Here is a 19,542-nt window from a genome sequence, read left to right as displayed (position 1 = left end):
GGTTTTTAAAGGAGTATTAGAGTGCCTGGCTCCAATCGACTGCGGCCGATCCTTCCAGGTACTTCTCGCAATCCATGGCCGCCATGCAACCGGTGCCGGCTGCAGTGATGGCTTGGCGATAGATATGGTCCTGTACATCGCCGCAGGCAAAGACCCCCTCCACACTGGTTTTGGTCGTTCCGGGTTCCACTTGGATATATCCCAGATCGTCCGTCTTCACTTGCCCGTTCAGGAAACCGGTATTGGGATGATGCCCGATGGCGACGAAAATCCCGTCCGCTTCCAGGATCTCCTCTTCGCCGGTCTCCTTGTTATGCACTTTGAGACCTTTGACACCGCCGCCTTCCTTGGTGACCACTTCCACCGGAGTACGGTTCATCGCCCAGTGGATCTTTTCATTCTCCTTTGCCCGATCCTGCATGATCTTAGAGGCGCGCAGCTCATCCCGGCGGTGCACCACAGTTACTTCCGTAGCAAACTTGGTCAGGAAGTTGGCTTCTTCCATAGCCGAATCCCCGCCGCCGACTACGATGATCTTTTTGCCGCGGTAGAAAAAGCCGTCACAGGTGGCACAGGTGCTGACACCCTGCCCCATATTTTCCTTTTCACCGGGAATACCCAGGAGCTTAGCGGAGGCACCGGTGGAGATGACCAGGGATTCGGCTTTCAGTTCACCTAAACTATCTACCTGAATGCGGAAAGGGCGCTCGGAAAGATCCACATCCGTTACCCAGCCGCGCTTAAACTCCGCCCCGAAGCGCTCGGCCTGCTTGCGCATATTATCCATTAACTCCGGACCGAGAATCCCGTCAGGAAAGCCGGGGAAATTTTCCACATCTGTGGTGGTGGTCAACTGTCCCCCCGGTTCCGGCCCCTCCACCACCAACGGGTTCATGTTTGCCCGTGCCAGGTAGATCGCGGCTGTCAGTCCTGCCGGGCCGGTTCCGAGAATGATCACTTTATGCATGTTTGCAACATCCTCCTCGAATGATCGATTGATTTCGTTTCCGACTCCAAATCCGGTTGACATCTGTGGTCATTCGCAGACCCCTTTTTTGCCCTCCCGTTTGAGCCGTTCGATGTCCCCACTCGCGTTGGGCAAGTGTTCCAATACAGACGGATAAACAGGAAGCCCCTCCCCGTGGAGGGAATAATAGATCCACTGCCCCTGGCGTCGTTCCTTCACCAAACCGGCGCGGGCAAGCTTGCGCACATGCTGGGAAACCGCCGGCTGGGTCATACCCAGGATGGAGACCAGTTCACCTACACACAGAGCTTCTTCTTTCAGAAGCGCCAAGATGCGCAACCTGGTCTTGTCTGCCAAGGCCTTATAACATTCTGCCAGCCGATCGTATTCCATCCGTATCACCCGATTATATATAAGCATGTTCTTATATATTTGTCAATCACTTAATAGAGTACCCCTTTCTCCAAAACAGTTAAACATGGAGAAAGGCCGCCTCTTTCCATTCGACCAAAGCCCGGCTTTTGTTTTGTCCAGGCATCCGTTCTCCCCCGGTCATATTCTGATCACAGGAACCCAGCATGAGGGGGAGGTTCGATGTTTTTCCTGTTTCCGTTTCTGGGCAAGTTCAAAAAGTTGGTGTTTATCCAGGTGTTGATCATCCTATTTTTCACGTTGCTGTCTCTGGGTCCGCTTTTGTTGATCTTTTGATCCGCTCTCATGAAAGAAGCCCGTCGTGCCTTCGGCGAAACGGGCTTCTTTTTCATCCATCAGATTCCGCAGGTGGATTGTCCGCGCTTTTGCAGGTAGCGCTGATGATATTCTTCCGCCCGGTAGAAGGGGGCGGCGGGGACGATTTGTGTGACGACGGGATCTTTCCATTTACCCGATGCTTCCAGCTCCCGTTTGGACTTTTCCGCCTGCTCCCGCTGCTCCGGCGTGTGATAAAACACCACCGAACGGTATTGGGTGCCCACATCCGGACCTTGCCGGTTCAACGTGGTGGGATTATGGTTCTCCCAAAAAGTTTGCAGCAGTTCCCGATACGACACCACGGAGGGATCAAAGGTGAGGTCCACGACTTCGGCATGTCCTGTCTCATCCGAGCATACTTCTTCATAAGTGGGGTTTTCGGTGCTTCCCCCCATATATCCGACAGCAGTGGAGGTGACTCCTTTCACTCGGCGGAATTCTTCTTCCACTCCCCAAAAACAACCGGCTCCAAAGGTAGCTCGTTCCATCCCGGACACTCCTTTCACTTGCATATGGCTTATCATCCATGGTAGCGGAACAAAATCGGTTTCGGCAACCCGTCTTCCGATTCTCCCTGCCACATTTTTCCTCAAAAAGGGAGAAACCCGATGGGAAACGAAATCGTTAAAAAGGGCAGGGATAGAGGAACCTCACCAGAAGAAACACATAAAAAAACTCTTCCCTGAACGTCCCGTTCTATTTAATATGTGAAAAAGGGGGTTTTTCCAACATGAAACGTTTACAAGGCTACGGCATTTTTTCGCTCATCGTCTCTCTCGCTTTCGGTTTGTTCGCCTTCCCGCTGGCAGCATCGGCGGAAACCAGCAATACGGTTGTCACGCTGGGGGCGGATTTGAGTCAAGAGCAGCGCCAGGCCATGCTAGATGAGATGAAACTGGATTCCAGCGTGGACACGATTGACGTCAGTATCGATGACATCCGTCAATACTTAGGAAAAGGCACCTCGGGCGGCACCCCTTCCGGAGCCAATAACAAAGCATACTCTTCCGCCAGCATCACCCTGACGGAAGAGGGCAATGGAATCCGGGTTCAAGCCAAAAACGTCACGCGCGTGACGGAACAGATGTATGCCAATGCGTTGGTTACCGCAGGAGTAAAAGATGCGGACGTGTATGTCACTTCCCCGGAACCGGTAACCGGCACCGCCGCTCTCACCGGGATCATGATGGCTTTCGAAAAAGCATCGGATCAAACCATCAGCCAGGAACAGCGGGAAGTGGCCAACGAAGAGATGATGCAAACCTCCGAACTGGGTGAAAAGCTGGGAGATCCGGACAAAGCCGCCGAGTTCATGAACCAAGTAAAAGATGAAATCGCCAAGCAGCAACCGAAAAGCGAAGAAGAGGTACGCAATATCATCATTAATGTCGCCGGAGATCTGAATATCAATCTGAACGATCAGGACATCCAGAATATCACCAATGTCATGTATAAATTCTCTCAGCTCAACATCGATTGGGATGCACTCGGCAACCAGCTGAACAAACTGAAAGACGCACTCAGTTCAGAGGAAGCTCAGGGCTTTTTCGAGGAACTGTGGGCATGGCTGGCGGAACTGTTTGAATCCCTGAAATCCGCGTTCTCCAGCTGACGCCGTCTATCAAAAGACTGCCGACCATTTGAGTCGGCAGTCTTTTTTCGATGTGTCTGAACAATCCGTAGGGCGAAATCCCGGGTTGGTATGGCTGTCTTCGTTCCCGCGTCTCACCGATCCGGAATGGCCGCGGCCACTTTCGCCAGCGCCCGGCGAAGGCCACCGGCAAATCGGTAAAAAGCCGGGGTGGCCGTCTCACGCCTGCCCCTGTGGCTGAAGTCGTGAAAAAAGGAACGGCGCAACGATGTGGTCAGTTCCAGCTGCACTCCGATTTCATCTTGACCCCGGTTGCAAATATTGCGGCGGTGCGTACCGGCCATGGAAGAAGGGGCCCATCGGACGGCCATTCCCCATGCGCGAAGCTGGCTGGCGATGGCTTCCGCCGATTCCAAGTCCCGGCCCCCGATGAAACAGACCGGGTCTTCCCCGCGGGCTCCGTGAATCCCGACCACGCGTCGAGAAAGGCACAGCACATCGGCCAGCCGCGGTTCATCAAACCGGGTAGAAGTCAGATGCAGGTTTCGGTTTTCCCCAGGAGGCTTCATTCCTTCAAACCGATATAAATTCCATTCTTTCCCCGCGACCGCTTCCGCCAACTCCGAAGTGCCCCGTTCAATGCCGCCGCCGTGAATGGCCGCCAACGCAAAAAAGCGTTCTCCGTGAATCACCGTCTCCACCCGGTAATCCACTCCCTCCCGCTCCCGGCCGGACAACTCCTGATAGTTTCGGTAGCGGTCTCCCATGGTCTCTCCCCTCCTCTGCCGTCACAGCATGTGATCACAATATTCACCCACCCCCCATACTCCTGGGTAGCTGGGGCGGCCAAGCCTCTCCTTATTTCATGATCCGCCGGAATATCGAAAGACCGTTCTTACTGCCGGGATAGCGGAATGACATATCAAAGCGGGTGGTTTGCTTGACTACGCTTTTGTGGTGAGAGAAACAGTCGAAACTGTATTTTCCATGGTAACTTCCCATTCCGCTGTTCCCCACGCCGCCAAACGGAAGGTAAGGGCTGGCCAAGTGCATCAGCGTATCATTGATGCATCCCCCGCCGAAGGAGATTTCCTCCAGCACCTTTTCCTGCTTGGACCGGTCTTCTGAAAAATAATACAGAGCCAGCGGCTTGGGGTGGCGGGTTACCATTTCCACCACCTCCGACAATTGACGAAAGGGTAGGATGGGCAGAATGGGGCCAAAGATCTCCTCTTGCATCACGGAATCCTTCCAAGTCACTCCATCCAACACGGTAGGGGCAATCTTCAGCGATTCCGGATCGGATTCTCCGCCCACGACCACCCTTCCCTCCTTTAAAAATGAGGAGAGACGCTGAAAATGCTTTTGATTGACGATGCGGCCGTAATCGGGATTCTGCAGGGGGTTGTCACCGTAAAACGCCGTAATCGCCTCCCGGATCTTCTCCACCAACTCCTCCCGGATGTCTTCCTGAACCAGAAGATAGTCCGGTGCGACACAGGTTTGGCCTGCATTGGTATATTTCCCCCAGACAATCCGCTTGGCCGCCAGCGAAAGGTTGGCATCCTCGGACACAATGGCCGGGCTTTTGCCTCCCAGCTCCAGCGTAAGAGGAATCAGATTTTTAGAAGCGGCTTCCATGACAATCCGTCCCACAGGAACACTGCCGGTGAAAAAGAGAGTGTCAAAGGGCTGCTCCAACAAGGCTGTGCTGGTTTCCACCGCTCCTTCCACCACGGTGACATACTCGGGAGCAAACGTATCTGCCACCAGTTCGGCCAGCAGCTTCGATGTATGAGGAGTCCACTCGGAGGGTTTGATCACGGCACAGTTTCCGGCGGCGATCGCCCCTACCAGCGGAGCCAATGCCAGCTGAAAGGGGTAGTTCCACGGTGCGATGATCAGCGAGACCCCATAAGGCTCCGGGTAAATCAAACTTTTGGATCCAAACAGCATTTTTGATGTTTTTACCTTCTTCGGCTTGACCCACGACCGAAGACGCTTCCGCGTATAGCCGATCTCTTCCAGCAAGATCCCGACTTCCGTGGCATACGCCTCCATCTCCGATTTGTTCAGATCGTGACGGAGCGCTTCCAACACCTGAGGTTCCCATCGTTTCACCGACTCCCGCAAGGCGTCCAGCTGCCGCAGTCGAAAGTCCACATCCCGCGTTTGACCCGAGTGGAAAAAGGATCGTTGCTTTTCCAGCACGGACTGACTTCGTTCCCGTTCCGCCTGCCTCTCTTCCATCTCCGTCCCTCCCCATTCTGTCTGATCCGTAACCAGTCTCTGAAAGAATACACCCCATAAAAAAGTTTTACAATACAAAAAAAGGCCCTGCCTGATGGCAGGCCACTTCGCTCCCTGGCCTCGCGACATCACCTGGGACACACCTGGATGTCAAGGCCCTTCTTCCTCTCGTTAACGCTTCATCTGCTTCCGCTTCCGGTACGTGATCACTCCAAAGTATCCAGACACAACCAGAATGCCCACCAGGATGACACCATCGATGATCCAAGTCATCGTTTGATCCCTCCCCCTGTGGCAATTCCTCTCTATAATCAGCATATTCCCGCTTCTTCCCTTTGCCACGCGCTTTTTTCTGGCAAAACGAATGAGAAAAGATGGAATTCACCGAAGAGGGAGGGACTGAGGCTATCCCTGCTGAAGGGTTCCTGCCGCTTTGACCCGAATCCGGACCGCATTGCCCGGCAGGTATGCCAACGGAACGTCCTCCACGTCCACGATGGTTACCGTGGCTGGATCCGCCCCCGCTTTGACAGCATCCCCCACTGCCGTTTTTTTTGCGTGCTCCATCGCTTCGGAACGGCTCAACTCCGACAGCGAATACACCCGTTCCACTTGTCCGCTCACCTGACCGATCGCCGCTCCGATCGCGTTGGCCACATCGTAATCCCCATGCCGGATCACTTCCGACACGCCCTCCAGTCGATCCGGAAGCAAGACGCTTCCGCCTCCCACCAGGATGGCCGGCACCGGTGCCGCACTGGTCTTCATCCGGTCGATGGCTTCTTCCACAGTGGTCACCATCCGTTGATACGCTTCTTCGCACCAACGGGCCTCCGCCGCGCTCTTTTGGGGCATCTTCAGTTGCGGACCGTTCCAATCGATCCGGCCCGCGGCGACGGCTACATCCGTGGCCGTCCAGGTATCTCCGCCAAACACCCTCGCTTTTTGATGGAGACGGTATCCGACGCTGTCCGGTCCCAGCGTGACGGCCCCTGCCCCGCCACGTACCACGGTTCCGCCGCCCAACCCCACCGACAGCAGATCGGGCATACGGAAGTTGGTGCGCACCCCGCCAATCTCCACCGCCACGGCTGACTCCCGCGGAAAACCCTTGACCAATACGCCGACGTCCGTCGTGGTGCCGCCCACATCCACCACCAGCCCTTCACTGTAGCCGGACAGATGGGCCGCACCCCGGATTGAATTGGTGGGACCGCAGGCAATCGTCAGGATGGGATACTGACGAGCATAGTCCGCCGACATCAGGGTACCGTCGTTCTGCCCTAGAAAGAGAGGCGCCCGGATCCCCTCCCGTTCCAATGCCTGCTGAAATCCGCGCACCACTTGTTCTGCCGTCCGCATTAAGGCTGCATTCAGGATGGTGGCGTTTTCCCGTTCCACCAGACCGATACTGCCTACTTCATGGGATAGGGATACGGGAACCGAATCCCCCCACTCCGCCCGCACAATCGCCTCCGCCTCCCGCTCATGGCAGTCGCTCACCGGAGCGAACACGGAAGTGATCGCCACCGCGTCCACCTGTCCTTCCATCCGCCTTAATGCCGCCCGGATCTCGGTCTCTCCCAGGGGAGCGATCATGCGGCCATCAAACTCGTGGCCGCCGGGAACCAGATAACCGTGTTCTCCCAAGGCCGCCTTCAGATCGGACGGCCACCCGGTCATCGGCTGAATCGCCGCTGTCGCCGGCAACCCGATCCGGATGACGCCCACCCGGTTGAGCCGTTTCCGTTCCACCACCGCATTGGTGCAGTGAGTGGTTCCCAACATCGCATATTGGACCCGGGAAGGATCCACCCCACCATCCCGGATCACCCGGCTCAATGCCGTCACGATCCCCTCTTCCACATCGTCAGTGGTTGCGGTTTTCACTTTGGCGATACAGCGCAGTTCCTCATCCAATATAACCGCATCGGTGTTGGTTCCCCCCACGTCGATCCCAATCCGAACACTCACCTTGCTGCCCCCTCTGTACGAAGTCGTTCTTCCACCGGCACATAATCACATTCATAACCGAAATAACGAGGTCCCACCGCCTCGATCCCCGCTGTGGTCCGCCATTTGGGATGACAAGGAATCGCGGTGACACTGACCCGGTTTCCATACCGCAGTCCTTCCGTTGTAATCGGCGAACCGGTTTCCCGGTCCAGTACCGCGATTAGATCGGGAGTCGTCGCCCGGGGTTTCCCCCCTTCCAGGGCGAGAAGATGCTCGTTTTGAAAATACAGCTGCATCCGTCGGCCTGCCCACTCCCCTATCCCTTCAAACAAGGCTTCTCCTCTAACAAAACCGGTGTCCATCCGTCGCTTTATATCGGACACCTTTCCTTGAAACAACTCAAACCCGCCCAGGTGGTCCAACACCGTCCGCACCGGATCCTCATCGGTCCCTTGGGACTCCGTGATCAGCCGACCGATGGCTTCCGCTTGGGTTAAGGTTCCGAGAATTCCGCTTTCCTTCAACTGCCGGCCCGTGACAGAAAAAGCGGCCAGTGTCGCAGCGCCGCCCATCTGGATGGTCAGGCTGCGGGCAAAGCGTTCCCCCCATACACTGTCTACTGTGTGCATCAGCACCCGGTTTCCCTTTTCATCCGCCATCACCGCAGGGGAGGGATTGATTCCATCCAAGTAAAAGGTGACCATCTGCATTTCCGGAAATGCCCGGCCCATCGCATCCACATCCACGATCGGCAGTCCCAGCTGCGCGGCTGCCACCACCGGGATCAAGGAGTTGAAACCGCCGATCTCAATCGGCATCGTTGCGGCAATCGGCCGGCCCGCATGTTGTTGCAACAGGTCGAACACCATTCCCAATTCTTTTCCCGATGGGAATTTCTCCAGCATCACCGTCGGCGCTCCCATCATGGCAGCCGGTACGATCCATGCGTCGTCATCCAGTTCGTCCACGCTGATCAAGGGGATCGGCCCGTGTTCCTTCACCGCCTGCAGGGCCATCAACTTTCCGAGAAAGGGATCCCCCCCTCCCCCCGTTCCCAGGACAGCCGCACCTACTGCGATATGTTCAATCGCTTCCGGATCAATCTGCCGTAACATTCCTCTCCTCCATTCTGTTTGAAAAGAAACCCGAAACCCGCCATCGGATTTCAGGTCCGATTCCACCGTTTTCACGAAGCCGCCGACATATCGGACTGTTTCTCGGACGCGTTCCCGATTTTACCCAACAGGTACTGCAGCACCAGAGCGGATAAAAATCCGTCCAGCGCCGGGAGGGTGGTGAGAGTCAACCAACCGAATCCACCGCCGGCGACTGGCGTGGTCGCAAAGGCAATCCCGGATGCCGCCGCCCAAGCCGCCATGGAACGCCACATCATGACAGGAATCTTTTTCTCCTGGATGAACGAGAATTGAAACCGGTGTTTATTGAGCAGGAAATACTCCGCCGTGTAAATGCCTCCCAGCGGTGCGATCAATACCGTCAAAAGGGAGAGGAACGGAATAAACCAATCGTAGATCCCCACCACCGCCAACGTGGTGCCGATGATTCCCGCCCCGATGGTCAAGTGCCATTTGGGAATGTTCCGAATCACCACCGAAAACCCGAGAGCCGCTGAGTACAGATTGTTATCGTTGGTGGTCCACTGGGCGAATATCAGAATCAACAAGGCGGATGTTCCCAGCCCCAACGTCAGGAAGATTTCGATAAGATCCCCTGTTCCCACCGCTTTCGCCAGAATGACCGCAATCGCGATCATAATCACATTGCCCACAAAAAAACCGAAAAAAGCGGACAAAACCGCATCCTTTGTGGTTTTAGCCCACCGGGAGATATCCGGCGAGATCACCGCCCCTACCATAAAGGCCCCGGCCACCAGCGACATCCCCAGCCCGATCGTCATGGCGCCGTTGGAGGAATCAGCGATCAGCGCGCCGATGGATTGCGCTTTGGAAACGGAATAGAGCGATCCAATCAGAAGCCCGATCATCAAGGGAACCGCAATCAGGCTCAACTTCTCAATCGCCCGGTAGCCCAACACCGCCGTCGTGGTCATCAACACTCCGCCGATCAACGAAAGAAGCCAGGTGGGCACCTCCACACCCAACACGTTTTGGACCACCACCAGGGCACTGGCCCCAAAAAAGCCGGCTTGAACCCCAAACCATCCAAACAAGGTGGTCGCCAACAGGATGGAGACGATTCGGGAGCCCACTTCCCCAAAGGTATAACGACTCACCATCGCCGTGGACAAGCGGGTTTTTGCCCCGACATAGGCACATAGGGCTGCGATCGTCGCAACCAGTATCGACCCGATCACGGTGGCCGCCATCGATTCCGCAAAGGAGAGATTGTCGGCCAGCTGCCCCCCCAACAAAATGGCGGCCAGGTTGACCGCGATGGCGATATAGACCAATGCCAATGTCCACCAGGGTTTCCGTAATGACAAAGGAACCGGTTGCCGTTCAAAATCCTGGAATTTGTCCGTCGTTTCACGCATCACCTGTCATCTCCTTCGTTTCATCGGTGTGAAAGGAAGCTCCCAATGACACAACCCCTCGTCCATCACCAGACAACCACAACTACTTCGGAAACAACCACGCCAGGTCTACTAGGGCGTGTCTGATAAATCCGTAGCGCGAGATCCCTGGTCGGTATGGCTGTCTTCGTTTCGTTGCAAAAAGCGCAAAGGCTCTCCGCCAGCCATACCGACCCTCCCTTTTACTCACGGAAGATTGAATTACCAGACAGGCCCTAGATCGATAGTCTTATGGAAAATCTTTTTCGCCAAAATTTTACCACAACTCAAAAGTCTCACAAACGTTTTTCGACCGTTCTCGATTAAATATCGGATTAAATTCTAAAGAGATTCCAAAATGAATCCACATCGATTACAATTTTAGGGAGAACTCAACAGAGAGGATTCGATGCCATGAAACCATTGCCCATGAGCGAAGTCGGTGAAATCATCCGCAAAACGCGTAAAGAGCGCGGCCTCCGACTGGAAGACCTGGCAGACGAACACATCTCCCCGGCCACCATCAGCAACATTGAACGCGGCGTCCCCCATGTCAGCAACGAACGGGCCATCTACCTGCTCCAAAAACTGAATATTAGGATGGATCACCTGCCCGGCCTTCTGGCGGAAGAACAGGAAGAGCTGGAACGGCTGAAAAACCGCCTCTTTTATATCGAATGCCTGGGAGGGGCCGGCAATCCGGAAAAAGCGTTAAAACTGTTGAACGAGTTGGGAGTGGACGATCATCATGTATACGGTGCCACCGTTTATTATCTGAGAGGAAAGTGTCATGCATATATGAATCAATGGGACAAAGCGGAACGCCACCTGCGAAAAGCGATTCATCTATCTTCTTCCAATCCTTTGCATCGGGAATTAAATACAGAAGCAGCCACTTATCTGGAGTTGGGCTTTTGTAACTATCGAACCAATAATCTGAATATCGCATTGGATCATACCCGTAAAGCGCTGGCGGTATTTAATCCTCACGGAGCAAGAAAGTACTTGGAGTTTATACTCCATATGAATATTGCCATCTATCTTGAACGCTTAGGCAGGGTGAGTGAAAGTTTACAAGTTGTATTATCCATATGGGAACGAAAGAATGAAATCGTTAGCAATAGTGTTCTCTTAACTTTCTACTGGCTGCGTGCCGAACTGGCACGAAAAAGCCACTTATTTGAGGAGGCGATTCGATACAGTTACGAGGGGTTGGAAATTGCCAGATTAAACAAAAACCATTCCTTAATGTTCGATTTGTGGAGTGTATTGGGCAGCGTATACTTAACCAAAAAAGAGCTGGCCTGGGCAAGGGATTGCTTCATGGCCGCACTGGATCTGGTCGACAAGATTACCCCTCCTGCCAAAACCACCACCGTCTACAGCCGTCTCGGAGTGTTATATCTCTCTCAGAACGACCTCGATCAAGCGGAACAGATGCTGCAGAAAGCGATTCAAATCAGTGAGCAGGCCAATGACGCCCCCCGATTGATCCGATCCTTGATCATTATGGGCGATCTTTATCGAAACAAGGGAGACGACAAAAAGGCCCAATCCTTTTATGAACGCGTCCTGTCCTTGGCAAAGCAACACGGCTATCGAAAGATGGAATACATGACCTTGCTCCGCCTGCCCGACTTCTGGAAACAGGAAAATCACTCTCTCTACTTGGAGCTTGTCGATGAAATGATCTAGCGGCAAGAGAAAATCCCCGGCTGACCAAATCGCAGCCGGGGATTTTTAGCCGATTCAACATTTACAGGCCATCAACATGTTGCCGTCGGGATCTTTGAAGTTGAACCAGTGTCCGTTTTGGATACCGGTGGTGATCTCCACATTCTTGCCTTTCAGAAACGCATACGCCTCTTCGATGTCATCCGTATTGAAATGGAAGAGAGGGGCTGTGCCCGGGGATCGCTGGGGATAAATCTTGCTGTCCAGGACCAAGCCATTTCCCCCTTGTAACGGAATCACATACAGATGCCCGTATTGGATCTCTCCGTCCGGCTCCAAGCCCAAAATCTCACAGTACCAATCTCTCGCTCGTTCCAAGTCGCTTACGGGGATAAAGGTCGCACCGATTTTGTTTTGAATGGGACTGGACACACGTTTCCCCCCTGATTAAAATGATATCCTTTTTCTCTTTCTACTCTTCCTTCCCCCGTCCCTTCCACTGATCCAGCTCCGACCGGATTTTTCGAATCTCTGCCATCAGCTGTTGCCGTACTCCCTCATCTTCCGGCTCTTCCGCACCCATCAGTTGGGTGAGACGAAGTTCCAGCATTCGGATCCGGTCTGGGTCGGTATGGGAACGGGCGGTGGCTTGCCGCTTCCGTTCCAGGTAAGCGTGATAGCCCTCCTCAAACAACGCCAGGCGACCGTTTTCCAAAGAGGCGACACGGTTGGCGATAAGCGAAAGCAAAAAACGGTCGTGGGAAACCAACACCATCGATCCGGGATAGTGGGCCAAGGCTTCTTCGATCCGTTCCCGGGTGGGAATGTCCAGGTAGTTCGTCGGTTCGTCCAAAATCAGGAGGTTGGCGCGGGAAAAGTACAGGCGTACAAATGCCACCCGACAGCGCTCTCCCATACTGAGGGAGCCGATTCGTTGAAAAACCGAGTCCGCTCGGAACAAAAACGACGCCAGAATGTTGCGGGCTTCGGTGCGGGTCATGCCGGGAAGGCGCAGCAAACTGTCCAAGATCGTCTCCTGTGGATCGAGGATCTCCAGCTCCTGGGCAAAGTAGCCGATCCGCAGTTCCGGATGGCGGCGCACTTCCCCCCGTTGCGAGTGAAGCTCGCCGGTCAATAGTTTCAACAAGGTAGTTTTGCCGCTCCCGTTGGCTCCCGTCAAGGCCAGCCGATCTCCGGGACGAATATCAAAATCGATTCCGTCCAGCAACGCTTTCTCCCCGTATCCAAAGGCGAGATCCGTCACCGTCAGCAGGTGTCGCCCCTCGATGGGAGCAGCGTTTAGCCGCACCTGAACGCGGGGGTTCTCCCGGGGTCGCTCCACCCGGTTTTCCTCCAACCGCCTTAATGCTTCCTCCTTCGCTTTGGAGCGGGTTTGATTTTTTTGCGCCTTTTTCTTCAAAAACGGATTGCGTTCCCCGGCGGCGGCATGGGCCCGGTGAAACCAGGTCTGGTATCGACGGATCGACTCCTCCAGCTTTTTCTTTTCCTGTTCTTGCTTCCGCCACAAGGCTTCCTGCGCTTTCCGCTCCTGATCCCGGTGTTCGGTAAAGCGGCTGTATCCGCCCCGGATAGCGCGGGTCCCGGTTTTGGACAGTTCCACCGTAACATCGGCCACCCGATCGATAAACCAACGGTCATGGGATACAAACAGCGCCGCGCCATTCCACCCCGACAACCACGTCTCCAACCACTCCAATGTGGATCGATCCAAATGGTTGGTCGGTTCGTCCAATAACAGGAACTCCGGACGCTTCACCATAAGCTGCGCCAACTGGGCCCTCGTCTTCTGACCCCCGCTGAGCTGTTCCATGGAAGTGTCGGATACACCCGGTGTCAGCCCCAGGTGTTTCATTGTCCGCAGCACTTCCACTTCCCATTCGTAACCGCCCGCATTCTGATACGCTTCCTGGCAGGCTCCGTAGCGGGCAATCCGAGCCTCCAACTTTTCACCCGCATCCTGTTCCAAGCTTCGCTCCGCCTGCCGCAACTCCCGGTAAAGCCGAAACAGCCTCGGGTGCCCCGAGCGGACGTAATCTCCTGCTGTTATGGAAGAAGGGAACGTTTCCTGTTGGTTTAGGATTCCCCAGCGGTCTACGGAAACCGACCGGTTGACGGTGCCCCCGTCGGGCGTGATCACCCCTGCCAATACCTTCAACAGGGTCGTTTTGCCCACACCGTTGGCTCCGATCAGGGCCACTTTTTCCCCCGGGCGCACCTGGATATCCCCATCCTCAAACAATATCCGTCCACCCGCTTCCACTTTCAGCCCCGCCGCTTTTACCACAAACATCGAACCACACTCCCTTTGCTCCAAATAAAAACACAGGCGTTTTTCGCCTGTGCGGATGCAAAAGGGCCGGAAGACGGTACTATTTCGCTCAGCATCTGTATCTGATCGATCCCGCATCAGACACACTTCACTGACAAAATCCGATCTTCCCCCGGTTGTTCGTTTGTCCGAAAAAGGACAGACTGCTCCCGACCGCTTTCGCCTCGAACAGGCGATCCCGCCACCGTATCGGTTTGGGTGAGAGATTAGCGGTCTTTTCTCATGTCGAGTGGGAACAATCCTCCTTTTGTTTTCGTCACCTTTGATCATACTCGTTTCAGCCGGATTTGTGAAGTCCAGGAGTCAGCCCGCACCTGAAGTCGCTTTTAGTGGAGCATGCTTCACCAGATAACGAACCACACTGTCATCGCGATGATGTCCGATCACGTGAGTGGCTGCTTTTTTCAAGGGTTCCCAGGCATTGGAGACGGCAATCGCCCGGCCCGCCAGCCGGAACATGGGAAGGTCGTTGGCCTGGTCCCCAAACACGGTCAACTCCTTCCGGGACAATCCCTCCGATTCCAACAACACTTGAATCGCCTGGTCCTTGGTCGCCTGTCGATCATGAACCGTCAACCAGTACCAGCCCGGAGCATAGATCTCATGAATCAGATGGGTCTGAACCCGATCTCCGCACTGCTTTCGGATCTTTTCAGCTAACGGAGCCAATCGTTCCACCCGATCGATAAAGACGATACAAACCACCATCTCACGGATACTGCGAGCCAAAGGGACGCCGTCCCGCAAGCGAGGATCCCGTTCCCGCACCCGCTCCCGATAATAATCGGCCATCCCCTGATTAAGGATATCGCCCACGTATAACCGATCTTCCCGTCCGTCAAAAGTGGTGACAAAGGGGGAACAGCCCGCTTGCCGTCCCCACTCGATCACTTCGGGAACCAGCGGACGCTCAATGGCATGGACCACTTCGTGCCTCCCCGTGCGGAGATCACTGATAAACGCACCGTTCAGCTCAATCACCGGCATCCGGATCGGTAAGTCCTCCAGAATATTGCGAATCGAAATCACGTTGCGGGCACTGGCCACGGTAAAGGGCAGGCCTTTCTCCAGCAGCCTTTTCAGCTGGCGGCGGCTGTATGTCGATAAAGACGCCGTCGGGTTCAACAATGTCCCATCCAGATCCGATACAAACAATTGGCGTGGTCCCATTGGTATCCCCCTTTTTTGGTAATAGAAAATATTGTATCACTTTTGACACCGGAATAAAAGCATCCATTTTACTAATACAGAGTTGGAAGGCGCATTGGACAGGAGGTGGTATAATAAAACCAACCCGGTTTTACCGGGTTGGTTTCAAATTGATCATTATTCCGGAACGAAGACCAACTGCAGGATAAACAACACCATAAACAGGATCAGAAGAGGATGAACCTCACGGATTTTCCCACGTACCTTCAGCAACGGATAGGTGTTAAACCCGAAGGCGATTCCCGTAGCAATGCTGAAAGTCAGCGGCATGCTCAACATGACGATAAAAGCGGGAAACGCTTCGTCAAAGTCTTCCCATTTCACCTTAGCCAGTTCGGACAGACGATCATCAACGCAGGAGCAGTAATGACCCGCAATGCCGCCACCTGACTAACCACCGGAGCGAAAAACAGGGTTCCCAGCAAGAGCAGGCTTACCACAATTCAAAGGAGGAAATCTCTACATGGAGTGGTTGGAAAAGCTGGCCACCGCCAGCATCATCGCAGTGACCGCCATCATTGTCTATGCGATAGTAAAAAACGTGATTGCTCGCCTGGTGGAAACGCGCATCCGCAACCGTGAAGCGGCGGAACCGCGGATCGATACCTTGAAAACATTGTTATCCAGCCTCACCGGCTACGTCATCTTTTTCATCGCCTTTGTGGCCATTCTGCGGGAATTTGATGTGGACACCACGGGAATCCTCGCCAGCGCCGGGATTCTTGGTCTGGCCATCGGTTTTGGAGCTCAGGGTTTGGTTAGTGACATCGTGACGGGTTTTTTTGTGTTGCTGGAAAACCAGGTGAATGTGGGGGAGTATGTCACCATCAACGGCTATTCCGGAATCGTAGAGGAAACCGGACTCCGCTGCATTAAAGTACGGGGAATGAACGGCGACCTCCACTACATCCCCAATCGAGAGATCGGCGCATTGACCAACCACTCCCGCGGCAACATGCAGGCATTGGTGGATATCGGAATCGCCTATGAATCCAATGTGGACGAAGCGATTCAAGTGATGCAAAAAGCTTGTGACCGGCTGGCACAGGACATGCCCCAAATCGTAGAAGGCCCCAACGTGTTGGGTGTGCAAAGCTTGGAGAACTCCGACATGGTGATCCGGATCCTGGCCAAAACAGAAAACGGAGAGCAGTGGGCAGTGGAACGTGCGCTGCGCAAAGAATTGAAAAAAGCCCTGGATGAAGCGGGCATCGAAATCCCTTACCCCCATCGCACCATTGTGCAAAAATAAGGGTTGGAATAACCGTCCTGTCCCACGCATAAAACCATGGGGAATCCCCTCTTCAGGGGATCTGAACTCATGACAAAGGAGAGGGCACGATGAAACGAACCGCAGAATTCGTGTTGGGATTAATCGGGGGAATTTTGGGGGCGGGAGCGGGCTTGCTTGTACTTGCGGGAGGACTGTTTGGGCAAGCCTACGTGGATTTGATGGACGAAGCTGAAACCATGGCGGAAATCGATGCAACCTGGATCACCGTGGTCGGCGGCTTGCTCCTTCTGCTGTCCATCGCTTCAATCGTCTTTTCCGTTCCCTCCATGATCCGGAAAAACCATGTGTTAAGCGGTATCATTCAATTGGTGGCCGGAGTGGGCGGATTTCTGCTCGCCAGTTTCCTCTGGCTGATTCCCGGCATTCTCATGATCCTGTCGGGAGCTCTCAGTTTCCGGAAACCCAAAGCCGACAGCGGTGGATCCGCTCCGCAATCCTGAAGGTAATGGAAAATTAACATTTCATTAAACTAGCCTTATCACTGGTTGTTTACCCTGGAATCAGCGGTAACCCCCTTTACCGTATCCAGCAATAATCCGCCCACCCAACCGGCCTCTCATCTCCCCGGAGGTGGGTCTTTTTTTTTGATATACTGTAAGGGAATAAACCTTATCGGAGGGGATGTCCATGTACCACATCACCGTCTATGACAATGAAGGCAAGAAACTTCTGGATGAGCCGATCAAGGCTGCCGACGACCAAACAGCCAAAGCCAAAGGGCACGAGTTGTTGCAGGAAAAAGAGTACGCATCCTATCCGTTTCGCATTCTTCACACATCTGGAAGGCTCGTGGAATTCCTGAGCCATAAGGGGAAATCGGCCAAAAGCACATCTGCATGAAAAAAGGCGGGGAAAATCCCCGCCTTTTTGGTGTAAAAGCAAAATGAAAAAGTCCCTTTCTCTTAAGCCGCAATTCCTCTGGGAAATGAGTGTTAATCCTTTACCACCGACACATTTGCCTCCACCGCCAACTCCACATTGCCCCGGAGGGCATTGGAAATCATGCAGTGGCGTTCGGCCCGTTCCGTAGCCGCTTCCGTCTGCTCCAGATGACCGGCAGTGGCGGTGGCCTCCAGGATAACCGTCGGGCGGTGTGTGATTCGTTCAAATTTCAAACCCCGCTCTTCCCGGACGACCCCTTCGGTCTCCAGGGTGAGCTCCTTCACTGGGATGGCCGCCCGCTCCAGCATCGCCGCCAAGGTGATCAAATAGCAGGTGGCAGCCGAGCCGATCAGCATTTCATCGGGATTGGTTCCTACTCCCGGTCCCCTCATTTCTTCCGGAATGGAAATCTCGCTTTTTAAATTTCCTGCGTCGATGGTGCCGATCCCGTTCCGTCCCCCTTGCCAGCGGGCAGTCAGGTGGAAATGGTGTTTGGCCATGTTTGTTCCTCCCCATGAGTGAGTCATCCGGATTAAGTGTACCATTCCGCTGTTAGAGATGGGGAACGCAAAACAGAACCGCCACCTGCTCCTTCCTACAGGGAATACAACTCCCCGTATTTCTGTTTCAAATACCGGACATACGGATCGATGGTAAGCGGAGAGCCGGTCACCCGTTCCACCAGTTCCGCCGCCGTAAATTTTCGGCCGTGTTGGTAGATGTTCTCCCGTAACCAGCCGTGGAGTGTGTCAAAGGTTCCTCCACGGATCTGATCCGGTATCTCGGGATGGGCTTTTAAGGCCGCCTCATAAAATTGAGCGCTGAGAATATTGCCCAACGTATACCCTTGGAACATGCCTCCGATGGTCCCGAAGTGCCAGTGGACATCCTGCAGAACCCCGTCCCTGTCCCCGGGATCGAACACCCCCAAGTCACGCTTGTACCGCTCGCGCCACGCTTCAGGCAGATCCTTCACCGCCAATTTCCCTTCCAACAGATCCAGCTCCAGATCAAAGCGGATCATCACGTGCAGGTTATAAGTCAGCTCGTCGGCGGCGGTTCGGATCAGCGAAGGTTCCACTTTGTTGATCGCGCGGTAGAACGTATCGAGGGAAACGTTTTTCAGCTGCTCCGGAAACGTCTCCTGCAGCTGGGGATAAAAGTGCTCCCAAAATCCGCGGCTGCGACCGACGATGTTTTCCCACAGGCGGGACTGGCTTTCATGGACGCCGGAGGAGGTGCCCCGTGCCAGCGGCGTTCCCTCCAATTCCATCCGGATCCCCTGCTCGTACATGGCGTGCCCCGACTCGTGGATGGTGCAAAAGAGAGCCTCCCCCAGACGGTTTTCCTTCAGACGGGTCGTGATGCGCACATCACCCACGGAAAATTTCGTACAAAAAGGATGAAGGGTACGATCCTGCCGCCCCCGACTGAAATCATAGCCCAGCCGTTCGATCACCCTCAGCCCGAAATCCCATTGCTGCTGTTCGGGAAAAGATTGCCGCAGGCAGGAATCGTCCGCAATCGGCTGTTCCACCACCTGTCGAACCAAGGGGACCAGTTCGCTTCGAAGCCGGGAAAACAGCGACCGTATTTCCTCCGCTTTTAACCCTTCCCTGGCAAATGACTCGATTAAGGGGTCGGCCAGGTGGTCAGGTTCAAAGTATCGGGCGTATTGGCGACTATACTCCAACGTCTTCTCCAGATACGGTTCCACCTTTGAAAAATCATCAGCCGGACGAGCTTTTGACCATGCTTGATAAGTCGCGGCAAAATGTCGGGTCATCGTTTCCATGAACGCCGCCGGAACCCGGCTTTCCCGTTCAAACTGTTTGCGTGCCACTCGGATCAGGCTGGCCTCATCCGAATCGTAAGGGAGGCTTTCCTCATACGGTTGCAACTTTTCGAGCAGCCGTCCCAGACGGGGATGGGTCCAGCGTTCATGAAGCAGCCAGCTCAGCAACGCCCGCTGCCGTCCACGGGCGGCAGCCCCGCCAGCAGGCATAGGATTGATCCCAATTTAACAAAGAAGAAACACAAGTTAAGTCATATACTTCAGACAAATATGATTTCAACTCTTGCAGTT

Annotated in this window: 19 protein-coding genes; 5 read left to right on the top strand and 14 right to left on the bottom strand. The window is 54.4% G+C overall.

The features are described 5' to 3' along the window. Positions 1-16: 16 nt before the first annotated feature. The 3 genes from trxB to msrA form a co-directional block, all read right to left on the bottom strand. The gene (gene trxB, locus JOE21_RS13085) at positions 17-967 is read right to left on the bottom strand and encodes a thioredoxin-disulfide reductase (protein WP_309867005.1); all 951 of its coding nucleotides are present in this window, start codon (positions 965-967) and stop codon (positions 17-19) included. 69 nt (positions 968-1,036) lie between these two features. Then, positions 1,037-1,360, bottom strand: a complete 324-nt coding sequence (locus JOE21_RS13080; protein WP_309867002.1) for an ArsR/SmtB family transcription factor — start codon at positions 1,358-1,360, stop codon at positions 1,037-1,039. A 374-nt stretch (positions 1,361-1,734) separates the two neighbouring features. Further along, positions 1,735-2,205, bottom strand: a complete 471-nt coding sequence (msrA, locus tag JOE21_RS13075) for a peptide-methionine (S)-S-oxide reductase MsrA (protein ID WP_309866999.1) — start codon at positions 2,203-2,205, stop codon at positions 1,735-1,737. 242 nt (positions 2,206-2,447) lie between these two features. Here msrA and JOE21_RS13070 point away from each other — a divergent pair, with 242 nt between their 5' ends. Beyond that, positions 2,448-3,329, top strand: a complete 882-nt coding sequence (locus JOE21_RS13070; protein WP_309866996.1) for a DUF1002 domain-containing protein — start codon at positions 2,448-2,450, stop codon at positions 3,327-3,329. A gap of 113 nt (positions 3,330-3,442) precedes the next feature. Here the strand turns inward: JOE21_RS13070 and JOE21_RS13065 are convergent, their stop codons facing one another. The 5 genes from JOE21_RS13065 to JOE21_RS13045 all read right to left on the bottom strand — a co-directional run bounded on the left by JOE21_RS13065 (position 3,443) and on the right by JOE21_RS13045 (position 10,029). Further along, the gene (locus tag JOE21_RS13065; protein ID WP_309866993.1) at positions 3,443-4,075 is read right to left on the bottom strand and encodes a poly-gamma-glutamate hydrolase family protein; all 633 of its coding nucleotides are present in this window, start codon (positions 4,073-4,075) and stop codon (positions 3,443-3,445) included. A 91-nt stretch (positions 4,076-4,166) separates the two neighbouring features. Next, positions 4,167-5,558, bottom strand: a complete 1,392-nt coding sequence (locus JOE21_RS13060) for an aldehyde dehydrogenase (protein ID WP_309866990.1) — start codon at positions 5,556-5,558, stop codon at positions 4,167-4,169. Positions 5,559-5,963: 405 nt separating this feature from the next. Next, a complete protein-coding gene (locus JOE21_RS13055) occupies positions 5,964-7,532 on the bottom strand; it encodes a hydantoinase/oxoprolinase N-terminal domain-containing protein (protein ID WP_309866988.1) in 1,569 nt (522 codons plus the stop codon). Then, positions 7,529-8,629 (bottom strand): S-methyl thiohydantoin desulfurase family protein, encoded by a 1,101-nt coding sequence (locus JOE21_RS13050; protein WP_309866986.1) that lies wholly within the window; start codon positions 8,627-8,629, stop codon positions 7,529-7,531. The genes JOE21_RS13055 and JOE21_RS13050 overlap by 4 nt, the downstream gene beginning before the upstream one ends. Positions 8,630-8,700: 71 nt before the next feature. Beyond that, positions 8,701-10,029 carry a cytosine permease gene (locus JOE21_RS13045; protein WP_309866984.1) on the bottom strand — a complete coding sequence of 443 codons (1,329 nt, stop codon included), beginning with the start codon at positions 10,027-10,029 and terminating at the stop codon, positions 8,701-8,703. Positions 10,030-10,461: 432 nt separating this feature from the next. Here JOE21_RS13045 and JOE21_RS13040 point away from each other — a divergent pair, with 432 nt between their 5' ends. Next, entirely contained in the window at positions 10,462-11,742 is a 1,281-nt protein-coding gene (locus JOE21_RS13040) for a helix-turn-helix domain-containing protein (protein ID WP_309866982.1), read from the top strand. Positions 11,743-11,796: 54 nt separating this feature from the next. Here the strand turns inward: JOE21_RS13040 and JOE21_RS13035 are convergent, their stop codons facing one another. The 4 genes from JOE21_RS13035 to JOE21_RS13020 all read right to left on the bottom strand — a co-directional run bounded on the left by JOE21_RS13035 (position 11,797) and on the right by JOE21_RS13020 (position 15,604). Then, positions 11,797-12,153, bottom strand: a complete 357-nt coding sequence (locus JOE21_RS13035) for a VOC family protein (protein ID WP_309866977.1) — start codon at positions 12,151-12,153, stop codon at positions 11,797-11,799. 40 nt (positions 12,154-12,193) lie between these two features. Then, the gene (gene abc-f, locus JOE21_RS13030; protein WP_309866975.1) at positions 12,194-14,032 is read right to left on the bottom strand and encodes a ribosomal protection-like ABC-F family protein; all 1,839 of its coding nucleotides are present in this window, start codon (positions 14,030-14,032) and stop codon (positions 12,194-12,196) included. Positions 14,033-14,374: 342 nt separating this feature from the next. Beyond that, positions 14,375-15,241, bottom strand: coding sequence for an HAD family hydrolase (locus tag JOE21_RS13025; protein ID WP_309866972.1), 867 nt, complete (start codon positions 15,239-15,241; stop codon positions 14,375-14,377). Between the two features lie 156 nt (positions 15,242-15,397). Then, entirely contained in the window at positions 15,398-15,604 is a 207-nt protein-coding gene (locus tag JOE21_RS13020; protein WP_309866969.1) for a hypothetical protein, read from the bottom strand. A 139-nt stretch (positions 15,605-15,743) separates the two neighbouring features. Between JOE21_RS13020 and JOE21_RS13015 the strand changes: the two genes are divergently transcribed. The 3 genes from JOE21_RS13015 (at position 15,744) to JOE21_RS13005 (ending at position 17,414) form a co-directional block, all read left to right on the top strand. Next, a complete protein-coding gene (locus JOE21_RS13015; RefSeq protein ID WP_309866967.1) occupies positions 15,744-16,532 on the top strand; it encodes a mechanosensitive ion channel family protein in 789 nt (262 codons plus the stop codon). An 89-nt stretch (positions 16,533-16,621) separates the two neighbouring features. Next, positions 16,622-17,014, top strand: coding sequence for a DUF4064 domain-containing protein (locus tag JOE21_RS13010; RefSeq protein ID WP_309866964.1), 393 nt, complete (start codon positions 16,622-16,624; stop codon positions 17,012-17,014). A gap of 187 nt (positions 17,015-17,201) precedes the next feature. Further along, entirely contained in the window at positions 17,202-17,414 is a 213-nt protein-coding gene (locus JOE21_RS13005) for a YhzD family protein (protein ID WP_309866961.1), read from the top strand. 92 nt (positions 17,415-17,506) lie between these two features. Here the strand turns inward: JOE21_RS13005 and JOE21_RS13000 are convergent, their stop codons facing one another. Next, positions 17,507-17,956, bottom strand: a complete 450-nt coding sequence (locus tag JOE21_RS13000) for an SACOL1771 family peroxiredoxin (RefSeq protein WP_309866959.1) — start codon at positions 17,954-17,956, stop codon at positions 17,507-17,509. A 95-nt stretch (positions 17,957-18,051) separates the two neighbouring features. Next, positions 18,052-19,461: a carboxypeptidase M32 gene (locus JOE21_RS12995; protein WP_309866957.1), complete on the bottom strand. Its 1,410-nt coding sequence runs from the start codon at positions 19,459-19,461 to the stop codon at positions 18,052-18,054. Positions 19,462-19,542: the final 81 nt, after the last annotated feature.

The organism is Desmospora profundinema, assembly GCF_031454155.1.
Taxonomy (GTDB): Bacteria; Bacillota; Bacilli; order Thermoactinomycetales; family DSM-45169; genus Desmospora; species Desmospora profundinema.
Note: the sequence above shows the minus strand (reverse complement) of the source record. Positions and strands in the feature narration are given on the sequence as shown.